Annotated in this window: 18 protein-coding genes; 5 read left to right on the top strand and 13 right to left on the bottom strand. The window is 69.4% G+C overall.

The window, feature by feature from the left end; genetic code table 11:
- Window positions 1–12: 12 nt before the first annotated feature.
- The 3 genes from ACYQ78_RS09585 to ACYQ78_RS09575 all read right to left on the bottom strand — a co-directional run bounded on the left by ACYQ78_RS09585 (window position 13) and on the right by ACYQ78_RS09575 (window position 2246).
- A complete protein-coding gene (locus ACYQ78_RS09585; protein ID WP_459800388.1) occupies window positions 13–774 on the bottom strand; it encodes an ABC transporter permease in 762 nt (253 codons plus the stop codon).
- A complete protein-coding gene (locus ACYQ78_RS09580; RefSeq protein WP_459800387.1) occupies window positions 774–1532 on the bottom strand; it encodes an ABC transporter ATP-binding protein in 759 nt (252 codons plus the stop codon). The genes ACYQ78_RS09585 and ACYQ78_RS09580 overlap by 1 nt, the downstream gene beginning before the upstream one ends.
- Before the next feature lie 162 nt (window positions 1533–1694).
- Entirely contained in the window at window positions 1695–2246 is a 552-nt protein-coding gene (locus ACYQ78_RS09575) for an EXLDI protein (protein ID WP_459800386.1), read from the bottom strand.
- A 123-nt stretch (window positions 2247–2369) separates the two neighbouring features.
- Here ACYQ78_RS09575 and ACYQ78_RS09570 point away from each other — a divergent pair, with 123 nt between their 5' ends.
- Window positions 2370–4235: a potassium transporter Kup gene (locus tag ACYQ78_RS09570; protein WP_459800385.1), complete on the top strand. Its 1866-nt coding sequence runs from the start codon at window positions 2370–2372 to the stop codon at window positions 4233–4235.
- 12 nt (window positions 4236–4247) lie between these two features.
- A complete protein-coding gene (locus ACYQ78_RS09565; protein ID WP_459800384.1) occupies window positions 4248–5198 on the top strand; it encodes an RNA polymerase subunit sigma-70 in 951 nt (316 codons plus the stop codon).
- 11 nt (window positions 5199–5209) lie between these two features.
- On the opposite strand, the gene ACYQ78_RS09560 is transcribed toward ACYQ78_RS09565, so the two are convergent.
- The 10 genes from ACYQ78_RS09560 to ACYQ78_RS09515 all read right to left on the bottom strand — a co-directional run bounded on the left by ACYQ78_RS09560 (window position 5210) and on the right by ACYQ78_RS09515 (window position 15870).
- Window positions 5210–5794: a dihydrofolate reductase family protein gene (locus ACYQ78_RS09560; protein ID WP_459800383.1), complete on the bottom strand. Its 585-nt coding sequence runs from the start codon at window positions 5792–5794 to the stop codon at window positions 5210–5212.
- A 69-nt stretch (window positions 5795–5863) separates the two neighbouring features.
- A complete protein-coding gene (locus ACYQ78_RS09555; RefSeq protein WP_459800382.1) occupies window positions 5864–6532 on the bottom strand; it encodes a response regulator in 669 nt (222 codons plus the stop codon).
- Window positions 6529–9063 (bottom strand): DUF4118 domain-containing protein, encoded by a 2535-nt coding sequence (locus ACYQ78_RS09550; RefSeq protein ID WP_459800381.1) that lies wholly within the window; start codon window positions 9061–9063, stop codon window positions 6529–6531. The genes ACYQ78_RS09555 and ACYQ78_RS09550 overlap by 4 nt, the downstream gene beginning before the upstream one ends.
- Window positions 9064–9067: 4 nt before the next feature.
- The gene (locus ACYQ78_RS09545; protein WP_459800380.1) at window positions 9068–9847 is read right to left on the bottom strand and encodes a potassium-transporting ATPase subunit C; all 780 of its coding nucleotides are present in this window, start codon (window positions 9845–9847) and stop codon (window positions 9068–9070) included.
- Window positions 9847–11868, bottom strand: a complete 2022-nt coding sequence (kdpB, locus tag ACYQ78_RS09540; RefSeq protein WP_459800379.1) for a potassium-transporting ATPase subunit KdpB — start codon at window positions 11866–11868, stop codon at window positions 9847–9849. The genes ACYQ78_RS09545 and kdpB overlap by 1 nt, the downstream gene beginning before the upstream one ends.
- Window positions 11868–13514, bottom strand: coding sequence for a potassium-transporting ATPase subunit KdpA (gene kdpA, locus ACYQ78_RS09535; RefSeq protein ID WP_459800378.1), 1647 nt, complete (start codon window positions 13512–13514; stop codon window positions 11868–11870). Before kdpA ends, kdpB begins: the two co-directional genes overlap by 1 nt.
- 1 nt (window position 13515) lies before the next feature.
- Window positions 13516–13605 (bottom strand): K(+)-transporting ATPase subunit F, encoded by a 90-nt coding sequence (kdpF, locus tag ACYQ78_RS09530; RefSeq protein ID WP_034385538.1) that lies wholly within the window; start codon window positions 13603–13605, stop codon window positions 13516–13518.
- 214 nt (window positions 13606–13819) lie between these two features.
- Entirely contained in the window at window positions 13820–14368 is a 549-nt protein-coding gene (locus ACYQ78_RS09525; protein ID WP_459800377.1) for an EXLDI protein, read from the bottom strand.
- A 57-nt stretch (window positions 14369–14425) separates the two neighbouring features.
- A complete protein-coding gene (locus tag ACYQ78_RS09520) occupies window positions 14426–15130 on the bottom strand; it encodes a TSUP family transporter (RefSeq protein ID WP_459800376.1) in 705 nt (234 codons plus the stop codon).
- A 2-nt stretch (window positions 15131–15132) separates the two neighbouring features.
- Window positions 15133–15870: an AAA family ATPase gene (locus ACYQ78_RS09515; RefSeq protein WP_459800375.1), complete on the bottom strand. Its 738-nt coding sequence runs from the start codon at window positions 15868–15870 to the stop codon at window positions 15133–15135.
- A gap of 86 nt (window positions 15871–15956) precedes the next feature.
- Here ACYQ78_RS09515 and ACYQ78_RS09510 point away from each other — a divergent pair, with 86 nt between their 5' ends.
- From ACYQ78_RS09510 to ACYQ78_RS09500, 3 genes are read left to right on the top strand one after another with little or no spacing between them, the layout of a single operon-like run.
- Window positions 15957–16574, top strand: a complete 618-nt coding sequence (locus ACYQ78_RS09510) for a helix-turn-helix transcriptional regulator (protein WP_459800374.1) — start codon at window positions 15957–15959, stop codon at window positions 16572–16574.
- Complete coding sequence (locus ACYQ78_RS09505) at window positions 16571–17704, top strand: aminotransferase class I/II-fold pyridoxal phosphate-dependent enzyme (RefSeq protein WP_459800373.1); 1134 nt, start codon at window positions 16571–16573, stop codon at window positions 17702–17704. Before ACYQ78_RS09510 ends, ACYQ78_RS09505 begins: the two co-directional genes overlap by 4 nt.
- On the top strand, window positions 17701–18642 hold the full coding sequence (locus tag ACYQ78_RS09500) for an ornithine cyclodeaminase family protein (RefSeq protein ID WP_459800372.1): 942 nt from the start codon (window positions 17701–17703) through the stop codon (window positions 18640–18642). Before ACYQ78_RS09505 ends, ACYQ78_RS09500 begins: the two co-directional genes overlap by 4 nt.
- Window positions 18643–18855: the final 213 nt, after the last annotated feature.

The raw sequence follows: 18855 nt of genomic DNA, 5'->3' as shown, positions 1-18855 counted from the left end.
CCGCGCGTACCGCTAGGAGATCTTGCGGCGGTACGCCGCCATCGCGAAGAAGTAGGTCACGGCCAGGATGCCGGCGCACCAGCCCAGTGCGATCCAGATGTCGGTGCCGACCGGCTGCTCGGTGTAGAGGTTGCGGATCGCGTTGACGATCGAGGTCACCGGCTGGTTCTCGGCGAACACGCGGACCACGGTCGGCATGGTGTCGGTGGGGACGAACGCCGAGCTGAGGAACGGCAGGAAGATGAGCGGGTAGGAGAAGGCGCTGGCGCCGTCGATGGTCTTGGCGGTGAGGCCGGGGATGACGGCGAGCCAGGTCAGGGCCAGGGTGAACAGGATCAGGATGCCGGCGATCGCGAGCCACGACGCCAGTCCGGCCGACGAGCGGAAGCCCATGAGCAGCGCGACGAGCACCACGACCACGAGCGAGATCATGTTGGCGACCAGCGAGGTCAGCACGTGGGCCCACAGCACGGCCGAGCGGGCGATCGGCATCGACTGGAAGCGTTCGAAGATGCCGCCCTGCATGTCGAGGAACAGCCGGTAGGCGGTGTAGGCGATGCCCGAGGCGACCGTCATGATCAGGATGCCGGGCAGCAGGTAGTTCACATAGGAGTCCGAACCGGTCTGGATCGCGCCGCCGAAGACGTACACGAACATCAGCAGGAACAGGATCGGCGTGATCGTGGTCGTGATGATCGTGTCCATGCTGCGGGAGATGTGACGCAGGGAGCGCCCCAGCAGGACACTGGTGTCGGCGAAGAAATACCTGGTCATCATCGGTCCTTACCGGTGCTCACGAGGGAGAGGAAGACGTCCTCCAGGGTCGGCTGCTTCTCGACGTACTCGACCTTGGCGGGCGGGAGGAGCTGCTTGAGCTCGGAGAGGGTGCCGTTCACGAGGATCCTGCCTTCGTGCAGGATCGCGATGCGGTCGGCGAGGTGCTCGGCCTCGTCCAGATACTGCGTGGTGAGCAGGACCGTCGTGCCCTGGCTCGCGAGTTCCTTCACCGCCGCCCAGACCTCCAGGCGGGCCTCGGGGTCGAGGCCGGTCGTGGGTTCGTCGAGGAAGATGACCGGCGGGTTCCCGATGAGGCTCATCGAGATGTCGAGGCGTCGGCGCATGCCGCCCGAATAGGTGCCGACCTTGCGGGCGCCCGCGTCGGTCAGCGAGAACCGGGCGAGCAGGTCGTCGGCGATCTTGCCGGGGTTCTTGAGGTGCCGCAGTTGGGCGACCATCACCAGGTTCTCGCGCCCGGTGAGGATCTCGTCGACGGCGGCGAACTGCCCGGTCAGGCTGATCGACTCGCGGACCTTCGCGCCCTGGGCGGTGACGTCGAAGCCGTTGACGACCCCGGTCCCCGCGTCGGCCTTGAGCAGCGTGGCCAGGATGCGCACCACGGTCGTCTTCCCGGCGCCGTTCGAGCCGAGCAGCGCGAAGATGCTGCCGCGCGCCACCTCGAAGTCGACGCCTTTCAAGACCTTCAGTTCCTTGTACGACTTCTCCAAGCCTCGCACTTGGATCGCTTGACTCATCGGGCTCTCCTGTCTGGTCCGGCGACTGAGGGCATGGGAGATCCACGCGCCGACCGGCTGGTTGTGAATGGGGGTCTCGCTAACGCGCTACTTGGTGTCGCTAGCTACCACTACAAAGTAACACCGACTACCGGTATATAGCAATGCTGAATAGCGAAGGCTTCAGATGTCCAGGTCCTCGACCGTGGGCCTCCGGCCGAGGTCGGTGATGAGGTCGTAGAACTCGGCCGGCACCCGGCCGCGCAGCTCCTCGACCGTCGCGAAGACGTCGAGGGTCGCCTCGCCCTGGACGAAGCCCCAGTCGGAGTCGGCCAGGCCGAGATAGACGCGCAGCGCCTCGCGGGAGAACAGGCCCGACACCCAGTCGCCGGCGTCCCGGGGCATGCTGTCGGTGTATTCGGGCCCGCGTTCGACGTGCAAAACGTATTTGCCCTGGCGGGAGCGGTAGACCCGGTACTGCTCGTCGCGTCCGCCCACCGTGCGGCCCCACTCGCCGAGCAGCACGCCGGAGAAGCGCTGCCTGCGGACGGCGCCGCCCCGCCCGACCTTCAGGGTGATCTCGTCGTAGCCCTCCGCCCGGCCCTCCTCGGTCTCGACGTAGCGGCGCAGGGCGGTGGTGATGGCGGCCGACAGCTTGCCGCCGGTCAGGTCCTGGGCCCGCTGGAAGAGCGGCAGGTCGTCGTCCGAGACGTAGATCGTCTTGTTCGGCATCATCCATCCTCCTCGATATACGCATAAGCATACGTATATGAGCGGGCCGCCGACAAGCCGAGCCGACCGATTCCTCCGCATGCCGCTCTCGCGGTGACGACCTTCGGGGCCGGTATCGTCCGAGTCGTGACTCACGACCGGAATCCGGTGCGGCTCGCCGTGGTGGTCGCCGCTCTCGGAGTGGTGTTCGGCGACATCGGAACCAGCCCGATCTACACCATCCAGACCGTGTTCAATCCGGCCGACCCGCATCCGGTCCCGGTCAGCACCGGCAACGTCTACGGCGTGGTGTCGCTGATCTTCTGGTCGGTGACGATCATCGTCACGGTCACCTACGTGCTGCTGGCCATGCGCGCCGACAACGACGGCGAGGGCGGCATCATGGCGCTGATCACGCTGGTGCGGCGGAGCGGCCGGAACACATTCGCGCTGGCGGCGCTGGGGATCTTCGGGGCGTCGCTGTTCTTCGGCGACAGCATGATCACTCCGGCGATCTCGGTGCTGTCGGCGGTCGAGGGGCTCAAGCTCGTCGAGCCGTCGCTGGAGACCTGGATCGTGCCGATCACCGCGGTGATCATCGTGGCGCTGTTCATGGTGCAGAGCCGGGGGACGGCGGCGGTCGGGCGGCTGTTCGGGCCGGTGATGATCGCCTGGTTCACCGCCATCGGCGCGTTCGGCGTCGTCGGCATCGCCGGTCACCCCGAGATCCTCAAGGCGCTGTCGCCGACGTACGCGATCGGTTTCCTGGCCGGGAACTTCGGCATCGCCTTCTTCGCGCTGGCCGCGATCGTGCTGGCGGTCACCGGCGCCGAGGCGCTCTACGCCGACATGGGCCACTTCGGCCGCCGCTCGATCACCCGCGGCTGGCTGTTCCTCGTGTTCCCGGCGTGCGTCCTCAGCTACATGGGCCAGGGCGCGCTGATCCTCGACGACCCGGCCAACATCGCCGGGCCGTTCTTCCTGCTCGTGCCCGAGTGGGGACGGCTGCCGATGGTCCTGCTGGCCACGGCCGCCACCGTGATCGCCTCGCAGGCGGTGATCACCGGCGCGTTCTCGGTCGCCGCGCAGGCCGCGAAGCTCGGCTACCTGCCCCGGCTCAAGATCGCCCACACCTCCGAGTCGACGGTCGGCCAGATCTACGTCCCGTGGATCAACTGGCTGCTGCTGGTCGCCGTGCTCACACTGGTGTTCGCCTTCCAGAGCTCCGCGGCGCTGGCCTTCGCGTTCGGCATGGCGGTGACCGGCACCATCACCATCACCACGCTGCTGTTCCTCGTCGTCGCCCGCTGGATGTGGGGGACCCCGCGCTGGCTGATCGGCCTCGGCTCCCTCCTGCTGCTGGTCGACCTGGCGTTCCTCGCGGCCAACCTGACCAAGCTCGTGCACGGCGCCTGGCTGCCGCTGGCCATCGGCGTCGCCGCGTTCACCGTCATGATCACCTGGCAGCGCGGCCGCACGATCGTCACCGCCGAACGCGAACGGCACGAGGGTTCCCTGCGCGAGTTCATCGACCGCCTGCACGGCGCCGAGGCCGGAACGCGGCGGGTGCCGGGCACGGCCGTCTTCCTCAACCGGGGCAAGGAGACCGCGCCGCTGGCCCTCCGGGCCAACGTGGAGCACAACCACGTGCTGCATGACAACGTCGTGATCATGTCAATCGAGACCGAACCCGTGCCCCGCGTCCCGCCCGCCGAGCGGGTGACCGTCGACGACCTCGGCTACGCCGACGACGGGATCGTCCACGTCACCGCCCGCTACGGCTACATGGAGGTCCCCGACGTGCCCGGCGTCCTGGCCGGCCTCGACGCCCGGCGGGGCCAGACGTCCTATTTCCTGTCGAAGATCGAACTCCGGCGCGGCCCCGCGAAGACGATGACGACCTGGCGCAAGCACCTGTTCATCGCCACCTCGTACATCACCGCCGACGCCGCCGGATACTTCGGCCTGCCCCGCGAGCGGACGGTCATCATGGGTTCGCAGATCGAGGTGTGAGGAGCGACGACCATGACCGACGCCAGGCTGCCGGGCGATCCGGCGCGGTTCGCGCTCGTCACGGAACCCTACCGGCGTGAGCTGCAGGTGCACTGCTACCGGATGCTCGCGAACTACGACGACGCCCAGGACCTGACGCAGGAGACGTTCCTGCGGGCCTGGCACAAGCGAGAGTCGTTCCAGGGCCACGCCGCGGTGCGGACCTGGCTCTACCGGATCGCCACGAACGCCTGCCTCGACTTCCTGGAGAAGCGCGACGACCGCACGCCCGTGCCCGCCGAGCTGCCGGTCCACCTCCAGCCCTACCCCGACCGGATGCTCCCGGAGGACCCGCAGGAGTCGGTGGTGGCGCGGGAGACGATCGAGCTGGCGTTCATCGTCGCCGTCCAGCACCTGCCGCCGCGGCAGCGGGCGGTGTTCGTGCTGCGCGACGTCCTCGGCTGGCCGGCGCCGAAGGCCGCCGACGTCCTGGAGCTGACCGTCGCCTCGGTGACCAGCGCACTCCAGCGGGCGCGCGTGACGATGCGCGAGCAGCTGCCCGGCCGGCGCCTCGACTGGCGGAGCCCCGCCACGCACGAGCTGTCGGACGAGGAGCGCGGCGTGGTGCGGTCGTACATGGACGCCCACGAGCGCAACGACCTCGCCGCGCTGACGGCCCTGCTCCGCGACGACCTGCGCTTCGCGATGCTGCCCGACGCGAACGCCCTGGTCGTCACGGCCAAGGAGTCGGTGGAGGGCTGGGTCTCCGGCGGCCTCTTCCGGCCCGGCCACGACGACTGGCGCGGCGTCGCGACGACGGTCAACCGCATGCCCGCCGCCGCGCTGTACCTCCGCACGCCCGGCGACCCCGAATACCGTCTCTACACGATGGCGGTCCTGCACGTCGTCGACGGGAGGATCGCCGAGCTCACCGGGTTCGACGCCGCGGGCAAGCCCTGGCTGGGCCTGCCCGCGACGCTGTGATCAGGCGGTCGTCATCGCCTCGTCTCGTAGCGGGTCAGGAGCACGCCGCCGGGGAACGTCCGGGTCTCGACCAGTTTCAGGTTCACCCAGGAGTCCAGGGCGGTGAAGAACGGGGTGCCGCCGCCGACCAGGACCGGCATGGTGACCAGCACGTACTCGTCGATCAGCCCGGCCCGCATGGCCGCCGCGGCGAGCGTCGCGCCGCCGATGTCCATCGGGCCGCCGTCCTCGGCCTTGAGCCGGGTGATCTCGGCGACGGCGTCGCCGGTGACCAGGCGGGAGTTCCAGTCGACCTTGTCGATCGTCGAGGAGAACACCACCTTCGGCAGGTCCCGCCAGCGGCGGGAGTACTCGATCTCCGCCGGGGTGGCGCCCGGCCGCTGGTCGGCGGTCGGCCAGTAGGGGCTCATCGCCTCCCACAGCCTGCGCCCGTAGAGCGACAGCTCGGTCGCCGCCACCCGATCGGACCAGAACTGGAACAGCTCGTCGCTCGACGACGAGTCGGGTCCATCCCCGCCGCTCCAGCCGAGGTCGTCGCCGGGTGCGGCGGTGTAGCCGTCCAGGGTCACGCTCATGGCGAAGATCAGTTTCCGCATCGTTCGGGCCTTCCGTGAGTCGGTTTCCCATACAGACGGGCGGGGCTCGGAAAACTCATCGGTGCGGGTTCAGGGCTGGAAGCGGTAGCCCATGCCGGGTTCGGTGATCAGGTGCACGGGACGGGCGCTGTCCGGCTCCAGCTTGCGCCGCAGCTGGGCCATGTACTGCCGCAGGTAGTGCGTCTCCTTCACGAACCGCTCGCCCCACACCGCGATCAGCAGCTGCCGCTGGCCCACCAGCCTGCCGGGGTTGCGCAGCAGGATCTCCAGGAGGTGCCACTCGGTGGGCGTCAGCTTCACGTCGCCGGAGACGGTCTTGTTCGCCAGGTCCACGACGTGGCCGCCGACCGTCACCCGCGTCGATCCCGGCTTCTCCACGCTGACCCGGCGGGTCACGGCCCGCAGCCGGGCCATGAGTTCCTCCATGTTGAACGGCTTGGTGATGTAGTCGTCGGCCCCGGCGTCCAGCGCCTCGACCTTGTCCTGGTTCCTGGTCCGGCCCGACAGCACCAGGATCGGCACCGTGCTCCAGCCCCGGATCCCGTGCACGACGTCCACTCCGGGGAGGTCGGGCAGGCCGAGGTCGAGGATCACGGCGTCCGGGCGGGCGTCGGCGGCCACGCGCAGGGCGGCGGCGCCGGTCGCGGCCTCGTGCACCTCGTAGCGCCGGGCGGCCAGGTTGATGCGCAGGGCGCGGAGGATCTGCGGTTCGTCGTCCACGACGAGGACCCTGGTCACGGTTGCTCCCTGACCGGCATGGTGAGGATCATCGTGAGGCCTCCTCCAGGGGTCTCCTCGGGGGTGAGGGTGCCGTTCATCGCCTCGGTCAGGCCCTTCGACAGGGCGAGACCGAGGCCGACACCGGTGTGGTTGTCACGGTCGCCGAGCCGCTGGAACGGCTGGAAGACCCGTTCGTGCGCGTCCGGCGGGATGCCGGGGCCGCGGTCGATCACCCGGATCTCCATCCGGTCGTCGTGCATGCTGGCGGAGACCAGCACCTTCGCTCCCGGCGGGCTGTAGCGGACCGCGTTGGAGATGAGGTTGACCAGCACCCGCTCCAGCAGCGCCGCGTCGGCGACGATCTCGGGCAGGTCGAAGGAGATGTACGTCTCCACCCGGTCACCCAGCGGTCCGAGGTCGTCGACCGCGCGGGGCACGATCTCCTCCAGCCCGACGGGCACGAGCGTGACGCCCAGCACCCCGGCCTGCAGGCGGCTCATGTCGAGCAGGTTGGCCACCAGCCGGTCGAGTTTGACCAGCGACTCGTCGGCGGTGGCCAGCAGCTCGGCGCGGTCGTCGGCCGACCAGGCGATCTCGGTGTTGCGCAGCGACTCGACCGCCGCCTTGGCCGAGGCCAGGGGGGTGCGCAGGTCGTGGCTGACGGCGGCGAGCAGCGCGGTGCGCATCTTGTCGGCGGCGGCCAGCGGTTTGGCCTGCTCGGCAGCCTCGGTCAGGCGCTGCTGGCGCAGCGCGACGGCGATCTCGGCCGCGAAGGCCTCCAGCACCCGGCGGTCGGCGGCGTTGAGCAGGTCGCCGCAGGCCGCGAGCACCAGGTCGTCGTCGATGACGACGTCGGTGTCGCTGCTCGACGGGGTGATACAGGGCGGCCCTCCGGTCGTGGCGACGATGGTCCAGGCCGAGGGGTCGGAGCGCTCGTGCACCCCGCCGCCGTCCGGCCGCCGCTCCAGGAGCGTGACGGAGATGAGCCCGAACGTCTCGCGGAGCCGCGCCAGCAGCGACGGCAGCGCCGACTCGCCCCGCAGCACGTGCCCGGCCAGGGCCGACAGGATCTCGGCGTTCGCGCTGGCCTGGGCCGCCTGCCGGGTCCGCCGGGCCGCGAGGTCGACGATGGCGGCCACGGCCGCCGCGACCATGACGAAGACGACCAGGGCGAACAGGTTCTCCGGGTTGCTGATCGTGAATTCGTACAGGGGAGGGGTGAAGAAGTAGTTCAGGAGCAGCGAGCCGCCGACGGCGGCGGTGATGGCGGGCCAGGTGCCGCCCGCGAGCGCCACGCCGACGGTCAGCATCAGGAAGAACAGGATCTCGCTCGGCAGCGACAGATCCTCCCGGAACGGGAGCAGCACCCCCGTCAGCACCGGCATGCCCAGCACCGCGAGGATCCAGCCCGCGATCCGCCGCCGTCGCGTCAGCGCGGCCCGCGAGCGCTGGCGGCGCGCGCGGCCCTGCTTCGCCTCCGCGTGGGTGATCATGTGGACGTCGATCGACCCCGACTGCGCGGTCGTCTCGACCCCCACCCCCCGGGAGAGCAGCTGCGCGAAGCGCCCCCGCCGGGAGGCGCCGAGCACGATCTGGGTGGCGTTGACCCCGCTCGCGAAGTCGAGCAGCGCCCGGGGGATGTCGTCGCCGACGACCTGGCGGTAGGTCCCGCCGAGCGACTCGACCAGCGTGCGCTGCCGGGTCAGGTTGCCGGGGTCGCCGCCGGTGAGGCCGTCGGCGCTGACGACGTGCACGGCCAGCAGGTCGGCGCCCTTGCTGCGGTCGGCGATCCTGGCCGCGCGCCGGATCAGCGTGTCGCCCTCGGGGCCGCCGGTGAGCGCGACCACGACCCGCTCCCGCGCCTCCCACGTGCCCTGGATGCCGTGTTCGGCGCGGTAGCGGTCGAGCTGTTCGTCGACCTTCCCCGCCACCCACAGCAGCGCGAGCTCGCGCAGCGCGGTCAGGTTGCCGACGCGGAAGTAGTTCGACAGCGCGGCGTCGACCTTCTCGGGGGCGTAGATGTTCCCGTGCGCCATGCGCCGCCGCAGCGAGTCGGGCGACATGTCGACCAGCTCGATCTGGTCGGCCTGCCTGACCACCTCGTCCGGAACGGTCTCCTGCTGGGGGACCCCCGTTATTTCCTGTACGACGTCATTGAGCGACTCCAGGTGCTGGATGTTCACCGTGGTGATCACATGGATGCCCGCGTCGAGCAGTTCCTCGACGTCCTGCCAGCGCTTGGCGTTGCGGGAACCCGGGACGTTCGTGTGGGCCAGTTCGTCGACCAGCACCACCTTGGGCGCGCGTGCGACGACGGCGTCCACGTCGAGTTCGGTGAAGGCACCGCCCCGGTAGTCCATGAGCTTCCGGGGGACGACCTCCAGGTCCTCCAGCTGCGCGGCGGTCTGGACGCGGCCGTGGGTCTCGACGATCCCCACGACCACGTCCCGGCCGCGCTCCTTCGCCCGGCGTCCCTCACCGAGCATCGCGAAGGTCTTACCGACTCCGGGCGCCGCGCCCAGATACACCCTCAGTCGGCCGCGCGGCACGTCGTCACCCCTTGTCGAGGGCCAGGTTGAGCTCCAGCACGTTCACTGCCGGTTCGCCCATGAAGCCGAGCGGACGGCCGGTGGTGTACCGCGCGATGAGCGTGTTCACCCGGTCGACGGGGAGACCACGCTCCTTGGCCACACGAGGCGCTTGGAGTTCGGCGTAGGCCACCGAGATGTGCGGGTCGAGCGCCGAGGCGCTCGCCGTCACGGCGTCCGGCGGGACGACCGCCGTCGCATCGCCCCTGATCGGGACGGTCCGCCCGGCCGCGTAGTCCTCCCCGGGCCTGCCGCACTCGACCGGCACGCCTTCGTAGGTCGTGACGAACGGCTGCGCGGGGCAGGCCTGGTTGACGCTGACCGCCCGGTCCGTGAAGACCTTCAGGACGGCGCCGACGCCGTCGGGGGTGCAGTAGGGACGGGCTCCGCTGACGCCCTCCAGCGCGCCGATGTCCTTGGAGCGCGTGCACACCTGGGTGAGCAGGCTCGCTCGGTCGGGGGTGTCGATGACGTCCTCCGGCCCGAGGTTGCTGGCCGCCGTGGCGAGCATGTCGTAGCCGCCCGCTGACGGGCGGGACTGGAAGTACTTCGCGACCGGGTCGCCGTCGGCGTCGGTGAAGCTCTGGCCGATGAGGGCGGGGTCGCCGTTGGCGTTGCCGTTGAAAAGGGCCTGGGCCACTCCCATGGTCGCCAGGGGATAGATCGCGCCGAGGATCACGGTGAGCACGACCACGGCGCGTAGCGCCGCCAGATGCTGCTTGATCCAGCTCGGTAGACGGTTCATCACACGATTCCCATGATCAGAAGGTCGATCAGTTTGATGCCGACGAAGGGGGCCACGATGCCGCCCAGGCCGTAGACCAGCAGGTTCCGGCTCAGGAGCTTCGAGGCGCTCGACGGGCGGTACTTCACGCCGCGCAATGCCAGCGGGATCAGGGCGACGATGACGACCGCGTTGAAGATCACCGCCGACAGGATCGCCGACTGCGGCGAGTCGAGACGCATGATGTTGAGCGTGTCGAGGCCCGGGTAGACCGCCGCGAACATCGCCGGGATGATCGCGAAGTACTTGGCGATGTCGTTGGCGATCGAGAACGTCGTCAGGGCGCCTCTGGTGATGAGGAGCTGCTTGCCGATCTCGACGATCTCGATGAGCTTGGTCGGGTTGGAGTCGAGGTCGACCATGTTCCCGGCCTCTTTGGCGGCGCTCGTGCCGGTGTTCATGGCCACGCCGACGTCCGACTGCGCGAGGGCGGGGGCGTCGTTGGTGCCGTCGCCGGTCATGGCGACCAGGCGGCCGCCCTCCTGCTCACGCTTGATCAGCGCCAGCTTGTCCTCCGGCGTGGCCTCCGCGAGGAAGTCGTCGACGCCCGCCTCGTCGGCGATGGCCTTGGCGGTGAGCGGGTTGTCGCCGGTGATCATCACGGTGCGGATGCCCATGCGGCGCATCTCGTCGAAGCGTTCGCGCATGCCCGACTTCACGACGTCCTTGAGGTGGACGACCCCGAGGACCTGATCCTTCTCGGCCACGACGAGCGGGGTGCCGCCGCTGCCGGAGATGGCGTCCACGATGGCGCCGACCTGGTCGGTCGGGCGGCCGCCGTTGTCGCGCACCCACTTCATGACCGCCGTCGCGGCGCCCTTGCGGATCTCGCGACCGTGGAAGTCGACCCCCGACATACGGGTCTGCGCGGTGAACGGCACCCACTCGGCGTCGCGCATCTCGCGTTCGCGCAGGCCGTAGCGCTCTTTGGCGAAGACCACGATCGAGCGGCCCTCGGGCGTCTCGTCGGCGAGGGAGGAGAGCTGGGCGGCCTCGGCCAGGTCCGACTCGCTCACCCCCGCGACCGGGACGAACTCGGAAGCCTGGCGGTTGCCGAGCGTGATGGTGCCGGTCTTGTCGAGCAGCAGCGTCGAGACGTCCCCGGCGGCCTCGACGGCGCGGCCGGACATCGCCAGGACGTTGCGCTGCACCAGACGGTCCATGCCGGCGATGCCGATGGCCGACAGCAGCGCGCCGATCGTGGTCGGGATGAGGCACACGAGCAGCGAGACGAGCACGATGCCGCTGACCCCGTCGCCGGTCAGCGCCAGCGAGTCGGGGATGCCGGGGTTGACGCCCTTGGCGTAGACGGCCATCGGCTGCATGGTGACCGTGGCGACCAGGAAGATGATCGTCAGGGCGGACAGCAGGATGTTGAGGGCGATCTCGTTGGGGGTCTTCTGCCGGTTGGCGCCCTCGACCAGGGCGATCATCCGGTCGATGAAGCTCTCGCCCGGCTTCTGGGTGATCCTGACGACGATCCGGTCCGACAGCACCTTCGTGCCGCCGGTGACGGCCGAGCGGTCGCCGCCCGACTCGCGGATGACCGGCGCCGACTCACCGGTGATGGCCGACTCGTCGACCGAGGCGATGCCCTCGATGACGTCGCCGTCACCGGGGATGGTCTCCCCGGCGACGACCACGACCTCGTCGCCCTGCCGCAGTTCGGAGGCGCCGACCCTCTCGCCGGAGACCTTCACCGCCGTCGTGTCGCGCTTGGTGGCGCGCAGCGTCGCCGCCTGCGCCTTGCCGCGCCCTTCGGCGACGGCCTCGGCGAGGTTGGCGAACAGCACGGTCAGCCACAGCCAGACCACGATCGCCCACGAGAAGAGGTTCGGCTCCAGCACGGCCAGGACCGTGGTGAACGCCGCGCCGATCTCGACGATGAGCATGACCGGGTTACGCCACAGCGTGGCCGGGTTGAGCTTCTTGACGGCGTCGGGCAGCGATGCGATCAGCTGCCGGGGTTCGAACGCGGCCATCAGAACAGTCCTTCTGCGATGGGACCCAGCGCCAGCGCCGGGAGGAAGGTCAGGGCGACCAGGACGATCGTCACGCCCACGACCAGGCCGACGAACTGCGGCCGGTGGGTGGGCAGCGTCCCGGCCGACTCCGGCACCGGCGTCTGTTTCGCCAGCGAACCGGCCAGGGCGAGCACGAAGATGATCGGCAGGAACCGGCCCAGCACCATGCACAGGCCGAGCGCGACGTCGTACCAGGGCGTGTTGACCGTGACGCCGCCGAACGCGGAGCCGTTGTTGTTGGAGGCGCTGGTGAAGGCGTAGAGGATCTCGGAGAATCCGTGCGGACCGCTGTTGAGCATCGCGGCCAGGCCCGCCTCGTTGCCCATCGCCACCGCGGTGCCGACCAGCACCAGCACGGGCGTGACCAGGAAGTACAGCGACGCGAGCTTGATCTCGCGGGACCCGATCTTCTTGCCCAGGTATTCGGGTGTGCGCCCGACCATCAGGCCCGCGACGAACACCGTGATGACGGCCAGCACCAGCATGCCGTAGAGGCCCGCGCCGACGCCGCCGGGCGCGACCTCGCCGAGCATCATGTTGAACAGCGTCATCATGCCGCCGAACGGCGTGTACGAATCGTGGAAGGAGTTGACCGCGCCGGTCGAGGTCAGCGTGGTCGCCGCCGCGAACGTGGCCGAGTTGGCGACGCCGAACCTGACGTCCTTGCCCTCCATCGCCGCGCCCACGGCCTGCGGGACGGTCGCGTCCCCGGCCAGCTCGAACACGTTGGTGAGCACGATGCTCGCGATCGCAATCACGCCCATCACGGCGAGGATCGCGTAGCCCTGGCGGAGCTGGCCGACCATCCTGCCGAAGGTCCGGGTGAGGGCGATCGGGATGAGCAGGATGAGGAAGATCTCGAACCAGTTGGTCCAGGCGGTCGGGTTCTCGTACGGGTGCGCGGAGTTGGTGTTGTAGAAGCCGCCGCCGTTGGTGCCGAGCTCCTTGATGACCTCCTGGCTCGCCACCGGCCCGCCGGTCACGTTCTGCACGTTGCCGGTGAGCGTGGTGATCTCGTGGGGCCCGACGAAGTTCTGCACCACCCCGCCCGCCACCAGCACGAGCGCGCCCACGAACGCGATCGGCAGCAGGATGCGCAGCGTGCCACGCACCAGGTCGACCCAGAAGTTGCCGATCGTCTCGCTGTTCCGCCGCGCGAACCCGCGCACCAGCGCGATGGCCACCGCCATGCCGACGGCCGCCGAGACGAAGTTCTGCACGGCGAGCGCGGCCATCTGGGTGAGATGGCCCATGGTGTTCTCGCCGGAATAGGCCTGCCAGTTCGTGTTGGTCACGAAACTGATGGCGGTGTTCCACGCGATGTGGTCGGGCACCGCGGGAAAACCCAGGGAGAGCAGGAGTTTGTCCTGGACGCGCTGGAGGGCGTACACGAAGAAAATGGAGACGATCGAAAAGGCCAGCAGGCTGCGGGCGTAGACACCCCAGCGCTGCTCGGCGTCGGGCCGCACCCCGAGGAGCCGGTAGACGCCGCGCTCGACGGCGTTGTGCCTGCTGCCGGTGTAGACGCGGTGCATGTGGTCGCCGAGGGGCTTGTAGACCAGGGCCAGGGCCACGATCAGCGACAATATGAAGAGCCAGCCCATGTCAGAACCGCTCCGGGAACAGCAGGGCGGCGACCATGAAGATCACCAGGCCGATGGCGACGACCAGTCCGGCGGCGTTGATCGCGCTCACAGGCGCTCCACCGCCTTGACCACGAACCCGAAGATCACGAAGATCGCGATCGTCAGGGCGACGAAGATGAGGTCACCCATCTCTTGCTCACAGCTCCTATTGCCGATTTCCTAAGCGGATGTACGTACAGGAAAACGGTAGTTTTGAGCTGTTTATGAGTTCTTGATGGCTTTTATATGCGAGTGAAGACGTTCTTTACGGCGAACCCACGCGGTCAGATGTCGAGATCCTCGACGGGGGGATCGCGGTCGAGCTCGGTGAGCAGGGTGCGGAACTCCTCGGGGATCCGGCCGCCGAGTTGGTCGAAGGTGTCGAAGACCTCAAGGGTGGCCTCGCCCTGGACGAACCCCCAGTCGGAGTCGGCCAGCCCGAGATAGGTGCGCAGCGCCTCACGGGAGAACAGCCCCGACACCCAGTTGTCGGCGCCCCGGGTCAGGCTGTCGGTCCATTCGGGGGAGCGCTCGACGTGGAGCACGAACTTGCCCTTACGGGAGCGGTAGACCCGGAACTTCTCGTCGCGCCGGCCGGTCGTGCGCCCCCACTCGCCGAGCAGGATGCCGGAGAAGCGCTGCTTACGGACCGCCGTGCCCTGCCCGACCTTCAGGACGACCTCGTCGTAGCCCTCTTCCCGGTCGTCGGCCATCTCGACATAGCGGCGCAGCGCGATGCTGATCGCGGCCGACAGCTTGCCACCCGCCAGTTCCTGGGCACGCTGGAAGATCGGCAGGTCGTCGTCGGAGACGTAGATCGTTTTGTTCGGCATCGCTTTCATTCTCCCGGATGAGACGCCCCGCCCCCAACGGGACGCGCTCGCCCACGGTCAGCTCCACAGCCCCTTCGCCAGCGTCGTGAGCCCGCCCGCCAGTGCGAGCGCCAGCACGATCCGCCTCGCCGGTCCTTCCGGTACGCGGGAGGCGAGCACCGACCCGACGGCCAGCCCGGCCGCGACACCGACCCCGGCCAGCGCCCAGGTCGGGGCGCTGAGCTGGGGGAGTCCCTTGGCGGCGATGGACAGGACGTTCACGACCACGCCGTAGAACTGGGCGTTGGGGACGAACTCGCGGACCGTCCACCCGGCGTTGACCGCGTACAGGGAAACGGCGGGCCCGCCGACACCGGCAGAGGCGTTGAGGAATCCGCTCGCGGCACCGGCCGCGAGTGCGCCCCGGCGCCCGCGCAATGACCGCACCCGGACCCCGCTCATCACCAGCAGCGCGGCGCCGCTGACCAGCGCTCCGGTCGCGACGAGCAGCGCGGGTTCGGGCAGGGTCCGCGCCACCCAGGCCCCCGCCGGTACGGTCGCCGCCGCCGCGACCACCAACGGGACCATCGCGGCCGGCCGCACCGATCGCCAGGTGGTCAGGAGTCCGGCGGCGCTGATCGCCAGCGCGCCGCAGTTGGCCAGCCGCACACCCTCACCCGCGCCGAGCAGCAGCACCAGCGCGGGCACCGCGACCAGCGCGAACCCGACCCCGGCGAGCCGCTGAACCGACGCACCCACCGCGACGATCCCGAACAGCACCACCCTCAGACGTCCTGATCGACGATGTGGCGCATGTACAGGTCCGGGCGGGCGAGGAAGCGGCGCCAGTCGTCGACCAGGGGGAGTTCCGCCCACTCGGCGACCCTGGCGCCGTGGTCGCCCAGTTCGATGATCTGGGCGCCGGGCAGGCTCGTGAGGATGGGGGAGTGGGTGGCGCAGATGATCTGGCCGCCCTCGCCCGCGACCCGGTGCATCAGGGCCGCGAGCCGCAGGCAGGAGGTGAACGAGAGGGCGGCCTCCGGTTCGTCCAGGAGGTAGAGGCCCGGTCCGTTGACCATGTAGTCGAGGACGGTGAAGAAGCCCTCGCCGTGGGACTGCGTGGTGAGGTTGTCCGCCCAGAAGCCCTTGCCCTCCTTGGTGAGGACGCCCCGCGCGAGGTTGAAGAGCGTTTCGGCGCGGAAGAAGAACGCGCGCCGTTTCAGGCGGGGACCGTGGAGCAGGCGTCCTCCGGCGACGGTGAGATCGGCGTCGAGGACCTCACCGAGAGGGGTGGCCGGGCCGGTGCTGGCGTATTTCGTGCCTGCCTTGCCTCCTTCGGAGTTGATCCCGCTGACGTCGGCGATCGCCTCCATGATCGTGGACTTCCCGGTTCCGTTCTCGCCGACGAGGAACGTCACGGGGACGGTCAGCGGCAGCCCGTGGTCGGCGAGATGCCGCACGGCGGGCAGGTCGGCACACCAGGAGTCGGGGAGTTCCCGGGCGGTCAGGCGGGTGATCAGCACGGACGGGCACCTGCTGTCGGTTCGTCGATGGGAGATCCATTATCCCGTGCTGGACTGTTCGTCCAATACGGACTTATAGTCCAGGCATGGAGGATGGCCGAGTCCGGATGTGGGCGCCCGTGTGCCAGGCCGTCGCGTTGCTGCTCGGCCCTTATGCCGAGGTGGTGCTGCACGACCCGGACACCGACCGGATCCTGGCGATCTGGAACCCGATGGGCTCCCGTGGCCCGGGGGACCCGTCGTTACTGGGCGAGCTGGACACGCTCGACCCGTCCGCGCGCGACGTGTTCGGGCCCTACGGAAAGCTGCTCGCCGACGGCCGCCGGTTGTCGTCGGTCAGCGCGATCCTGCGGGAGCCCGACGGGAAGGCCGCCGCGGTGCTGTGCGTCAACCTCGACCGCACCCCGCTGGAGCAGGCCGCGGCCGTGCTGTCCGCGTTCGGCGCGCCCACGACGTCCAGGCCGGAGCCGCTGTTCGAGCACGACTGGAACGAGCGCGTCCAGCACATCGTCGGCACCTACGTCCGCGAATGCGGCCGCCCCGTCGAGCGGCTGACCCGCGCCGACCGGCTGACCGTCCTCTCCCGCCTGGACGAGGCCAAGATCTTCACCGTGCGCCGCGCCACCCCCGTGGTCGCTAGTGCGCTGCGCGTCTCCCGATCCACCCTCTACGGCCTGCTGGCCGAACTCCGAGGTACACCATGACCCGCCTGCCCGACTTCCGCCTGGAAACGTACTTCTCCCGGTGGGAGTTCACCGCCTGCCACCACCTGACCGCCTCCGACGCGCAGACCATGACCCTCCGCGACCTGCTCGCCCTCGCCGACGACCACGACCGTGCCGCCTACGAGAACCTGTCGCTCGGCTACACCGAGACCTACGGCGACCCGGCCCTGCGCGAGGCGATCGCGGGCATGTACGAGAAGGTCGACGCAGCCGACGTCATCTGCTTCGCCGGTGCGGAAGAGGGCCTCTACCTGGCGATGAACGTGCTGCTCAACGAGGGTGACCACGCGGTGGTGGTGACCCCGAACTACCAGGCGGCCGAGACGGTCCCGCTCGCCCTGTGCGAGGTCACCGGCGTCGCCCTCGACCCCGACCGCGACTGGGCCCTCGACCTCGACGCGGTCAAGGCGGCGATCCGCCCGAACACCCGGGTCGTGTCGGTGAACTTCCCGAACAACCCGACCGGCAAGGTCATCGGCGTGGCCGACTTCACCGAGCTGGCGCGGCTGTGCGACGAGCGCGGCATCCACCTGTTCAGCGACGAGGTCTACCGCGGCCTGGAACAGGACCCCGCCCGCACCCTCCCGCAGGCCGCCGACCTGTCGGACCGCGCCCTGTCGCTGAACGTCACCTCCAAATCGCTCGGACTGCCCGGCCTGCGCATCGGCTGGATCGCCTGCCGCGATCGGGAAGTGCTGTCCCGGCTGGAGAGGGCCAAGCACTACACCACGATCTGCAACTCCGCGCCCAGCGAGGTCCTGGCCCGCATCGCCCTCAAGGCCCGCACCACGATCCTCGACCGCAACCGCGCCCTCATCGCCCGCAACCTGCCGCTCTTCGACGCCTTCTTCGCCGAGTTCCCCGAGCTCTTCGAGTGGCGGGGTCCTGATGGCGGCTGTGTGGCCTACCCCCGTTATCTCGGCCCAGAGGGAGTGGACGAGTTCTGCACCCGCCTGGTCGAGGAGTCCGGCGTCCTGTTGCTGCCGGCCGGCATCTACCGTTCCGAGCTCACCCCCACCCCGGCCGACCGGTTCCGTATCGGGGTCGGCCGGGCGAAGCCCGAGGAGGGCCTGGCCGCCTTCGCCCAGTGGCTGCGAACGAGCCGTTGAGTCCTTCTATCTTCGATGCCGCCGAGATCGAGCGGGTCGCCACTCAGGAGCTGGTTTTCGGTGCCGTTCGCGATGCGATGATCGCGCATGCCCATGGCCGCACCACCGTGCCGCCACCGCTCCACCTGCTGTTTCCCGACGCCGACGGCGACTGTCACGTCAAGGCGGGCTGGGTGACCGGGACGCCCGACTTCACCGTCAAGATCGCCACCGGCTTCTACCGCAACCCTGCCGTCGGTCTGTCCACCAACCAAGGCCTGGTGTGCGTCGTCAGCGCCCGAACCGGGGAGATTCGCGCGATCCTCGACGACCGGGGACTCCTCACCGCCTGGCGTACCGCCGCTGTGGGCGCCTTGGTGACCCACGCCATGGCCCGGTCCGATGCCGTCACCCTGGCCGTGTTCGGCACCGGGGAACAGGCTCGTCTTCAGGTCGAATGGCTGGCCAGACTGCGCCCGATCGACACGGTGCTCGTCCACGGCCGTAGTCGGGACAGGACGAGATCGTTGTGCGAGGCGTTCCATGCCCTCGGCTTGTACGCCCGGCCCGCGTCGGCCGACGAGGCGGCCGGAGCCGACATGATCGTCACCGCCACGCCGGCGACGGCTCCGGTTCTGCGGGCCGATGATGTCCGCGCGGGGGCGCATGTCACGGGCATCGGCACCGACATGCCGCACAAGAACGAACTGCCGCCCGCCCTCTTCGCCCGAGCGGCTCTGATCGCCACCGACGACCACCGGCAGTGCCTCGACCACGGCGACTTCGGTCACGCGGTCCGCGCGGGCGCCACCACCGAGACCGGTGACACACCTGTTGGCCTCCTGCTCGAAACGCCCGTCGAGCGTCCGGCCGACGCGATCACGGTCGCCGACCTGACGGGAGTCGGCGCGCTCGACGCGGCCCTCGCCTCGGCCGTTCTGCGCGAGTTGTCCGAGTAGGGGTCCGCCCTCAGTGGGGGCGTGGTTCGTGTAGCGGGGGAGGGCGGCGTTCGAGCTTGAAAAGAGCGCGGGCAAAGCCCATCGCCGTTGCCGCGCACCGTATTCAGCAAGAGGTTCGCAGCCGAACGCGCACTGCTTGCTTATAAATCTACTTTGTAAAGGCGTCGGGTTGGTGCGAAAATTTCGCGCCGACATCACAACCCTCAACGATCG

The sequence above is a fragment of the Herbidospora sp. RD11066 genome, from assembly GCF_054661255.1.
The sequence above is the reverse complement of the archived record's forward strand: the minus strand, read 5'-3'. Positions and strand labels throughout refer to the sequence as shown.

Bases quoted from the DNA above. Each gene is read 5' to 3' on its own strand.
- ACYQ78_RS09585 (WP_459800388.1), bottom strand. From the start codon at position 774: ATGACCAGGTATTTCTTCGCCGACACCAGTGTCCTGCTGGGGCGCTCC.
- ACYQ78_RS09580 (WP_459800387.1), bottom strand. From the start codon at position 1,532: ATGAGTCAAGCGATCCAAGTGCGAGGCTTGGAGAAGTCGTACAAGGAA.
- ACYQ78_RS09575 (WP_459800386.1), bottom strand. From the start codon at position 2,246: ATGATGCCGAACAAGACGATCTACGTCTCGGACGACGACCTGCCGCTC.
- ACYQ78_RS09565 (WP_459800384.1), top strand. From the start codon at position 4,248: ATGACCGACGCCAGGCTGCCGGGCGATCCGGCGCGGTTCGCGCTCGTC.
- ACYQ78_RS09560 (WP_459800383.1), bottom strand. From the start codon at position 5,794: ATGCGGAAACTGATCTTCGCCATGAGCGTGACCCTGGACGGCTACACC.
- ACYQ78_RS09545 (WP_459800380.1), bottom strand. From the start codon at position 9,847: ATGAACCGTCTACCGAGCTGGATCAAGCAGCATCTGGCGGCGCTACGC.
- kdpB (WP_459800379.1), bottom strand. From the start codon at position 11,868: ATGGCCGCGTTCGAACCCCGGCAGCTGATCGCATCGCTGCCCGACGCC.
- kdpA (WP_459800378.1), bottom strand. From the start codon at position 13,514: ATGGGCTGGCTCTTCATATTGTCGCTGATCGTGGCCCTGGCCCTGGTC.
- ACYQ78_RS09525 (WP_459800377.1), bottom strand. From the start codon at position 14,368: ATGCCGAACAAAACGATCTACGTCTCCGACGACGACCTGCCGATCTTC.
- ACYQ78_RS09510 (WP_459800374.1), top strand. From the start codon at position 15,957: ATGGAGGATGGCCGAGTCCGGATGTGGGCGCCCGTGTGCCAGGCCGTC.
- ACYQ78_RS09505 (WP_459800373.1), top strand. From the start codon at position 16,571: ATGACCCGCCTGCCCGACTTCCGCCTGGAAACGTACTTCTCCCGGTGG.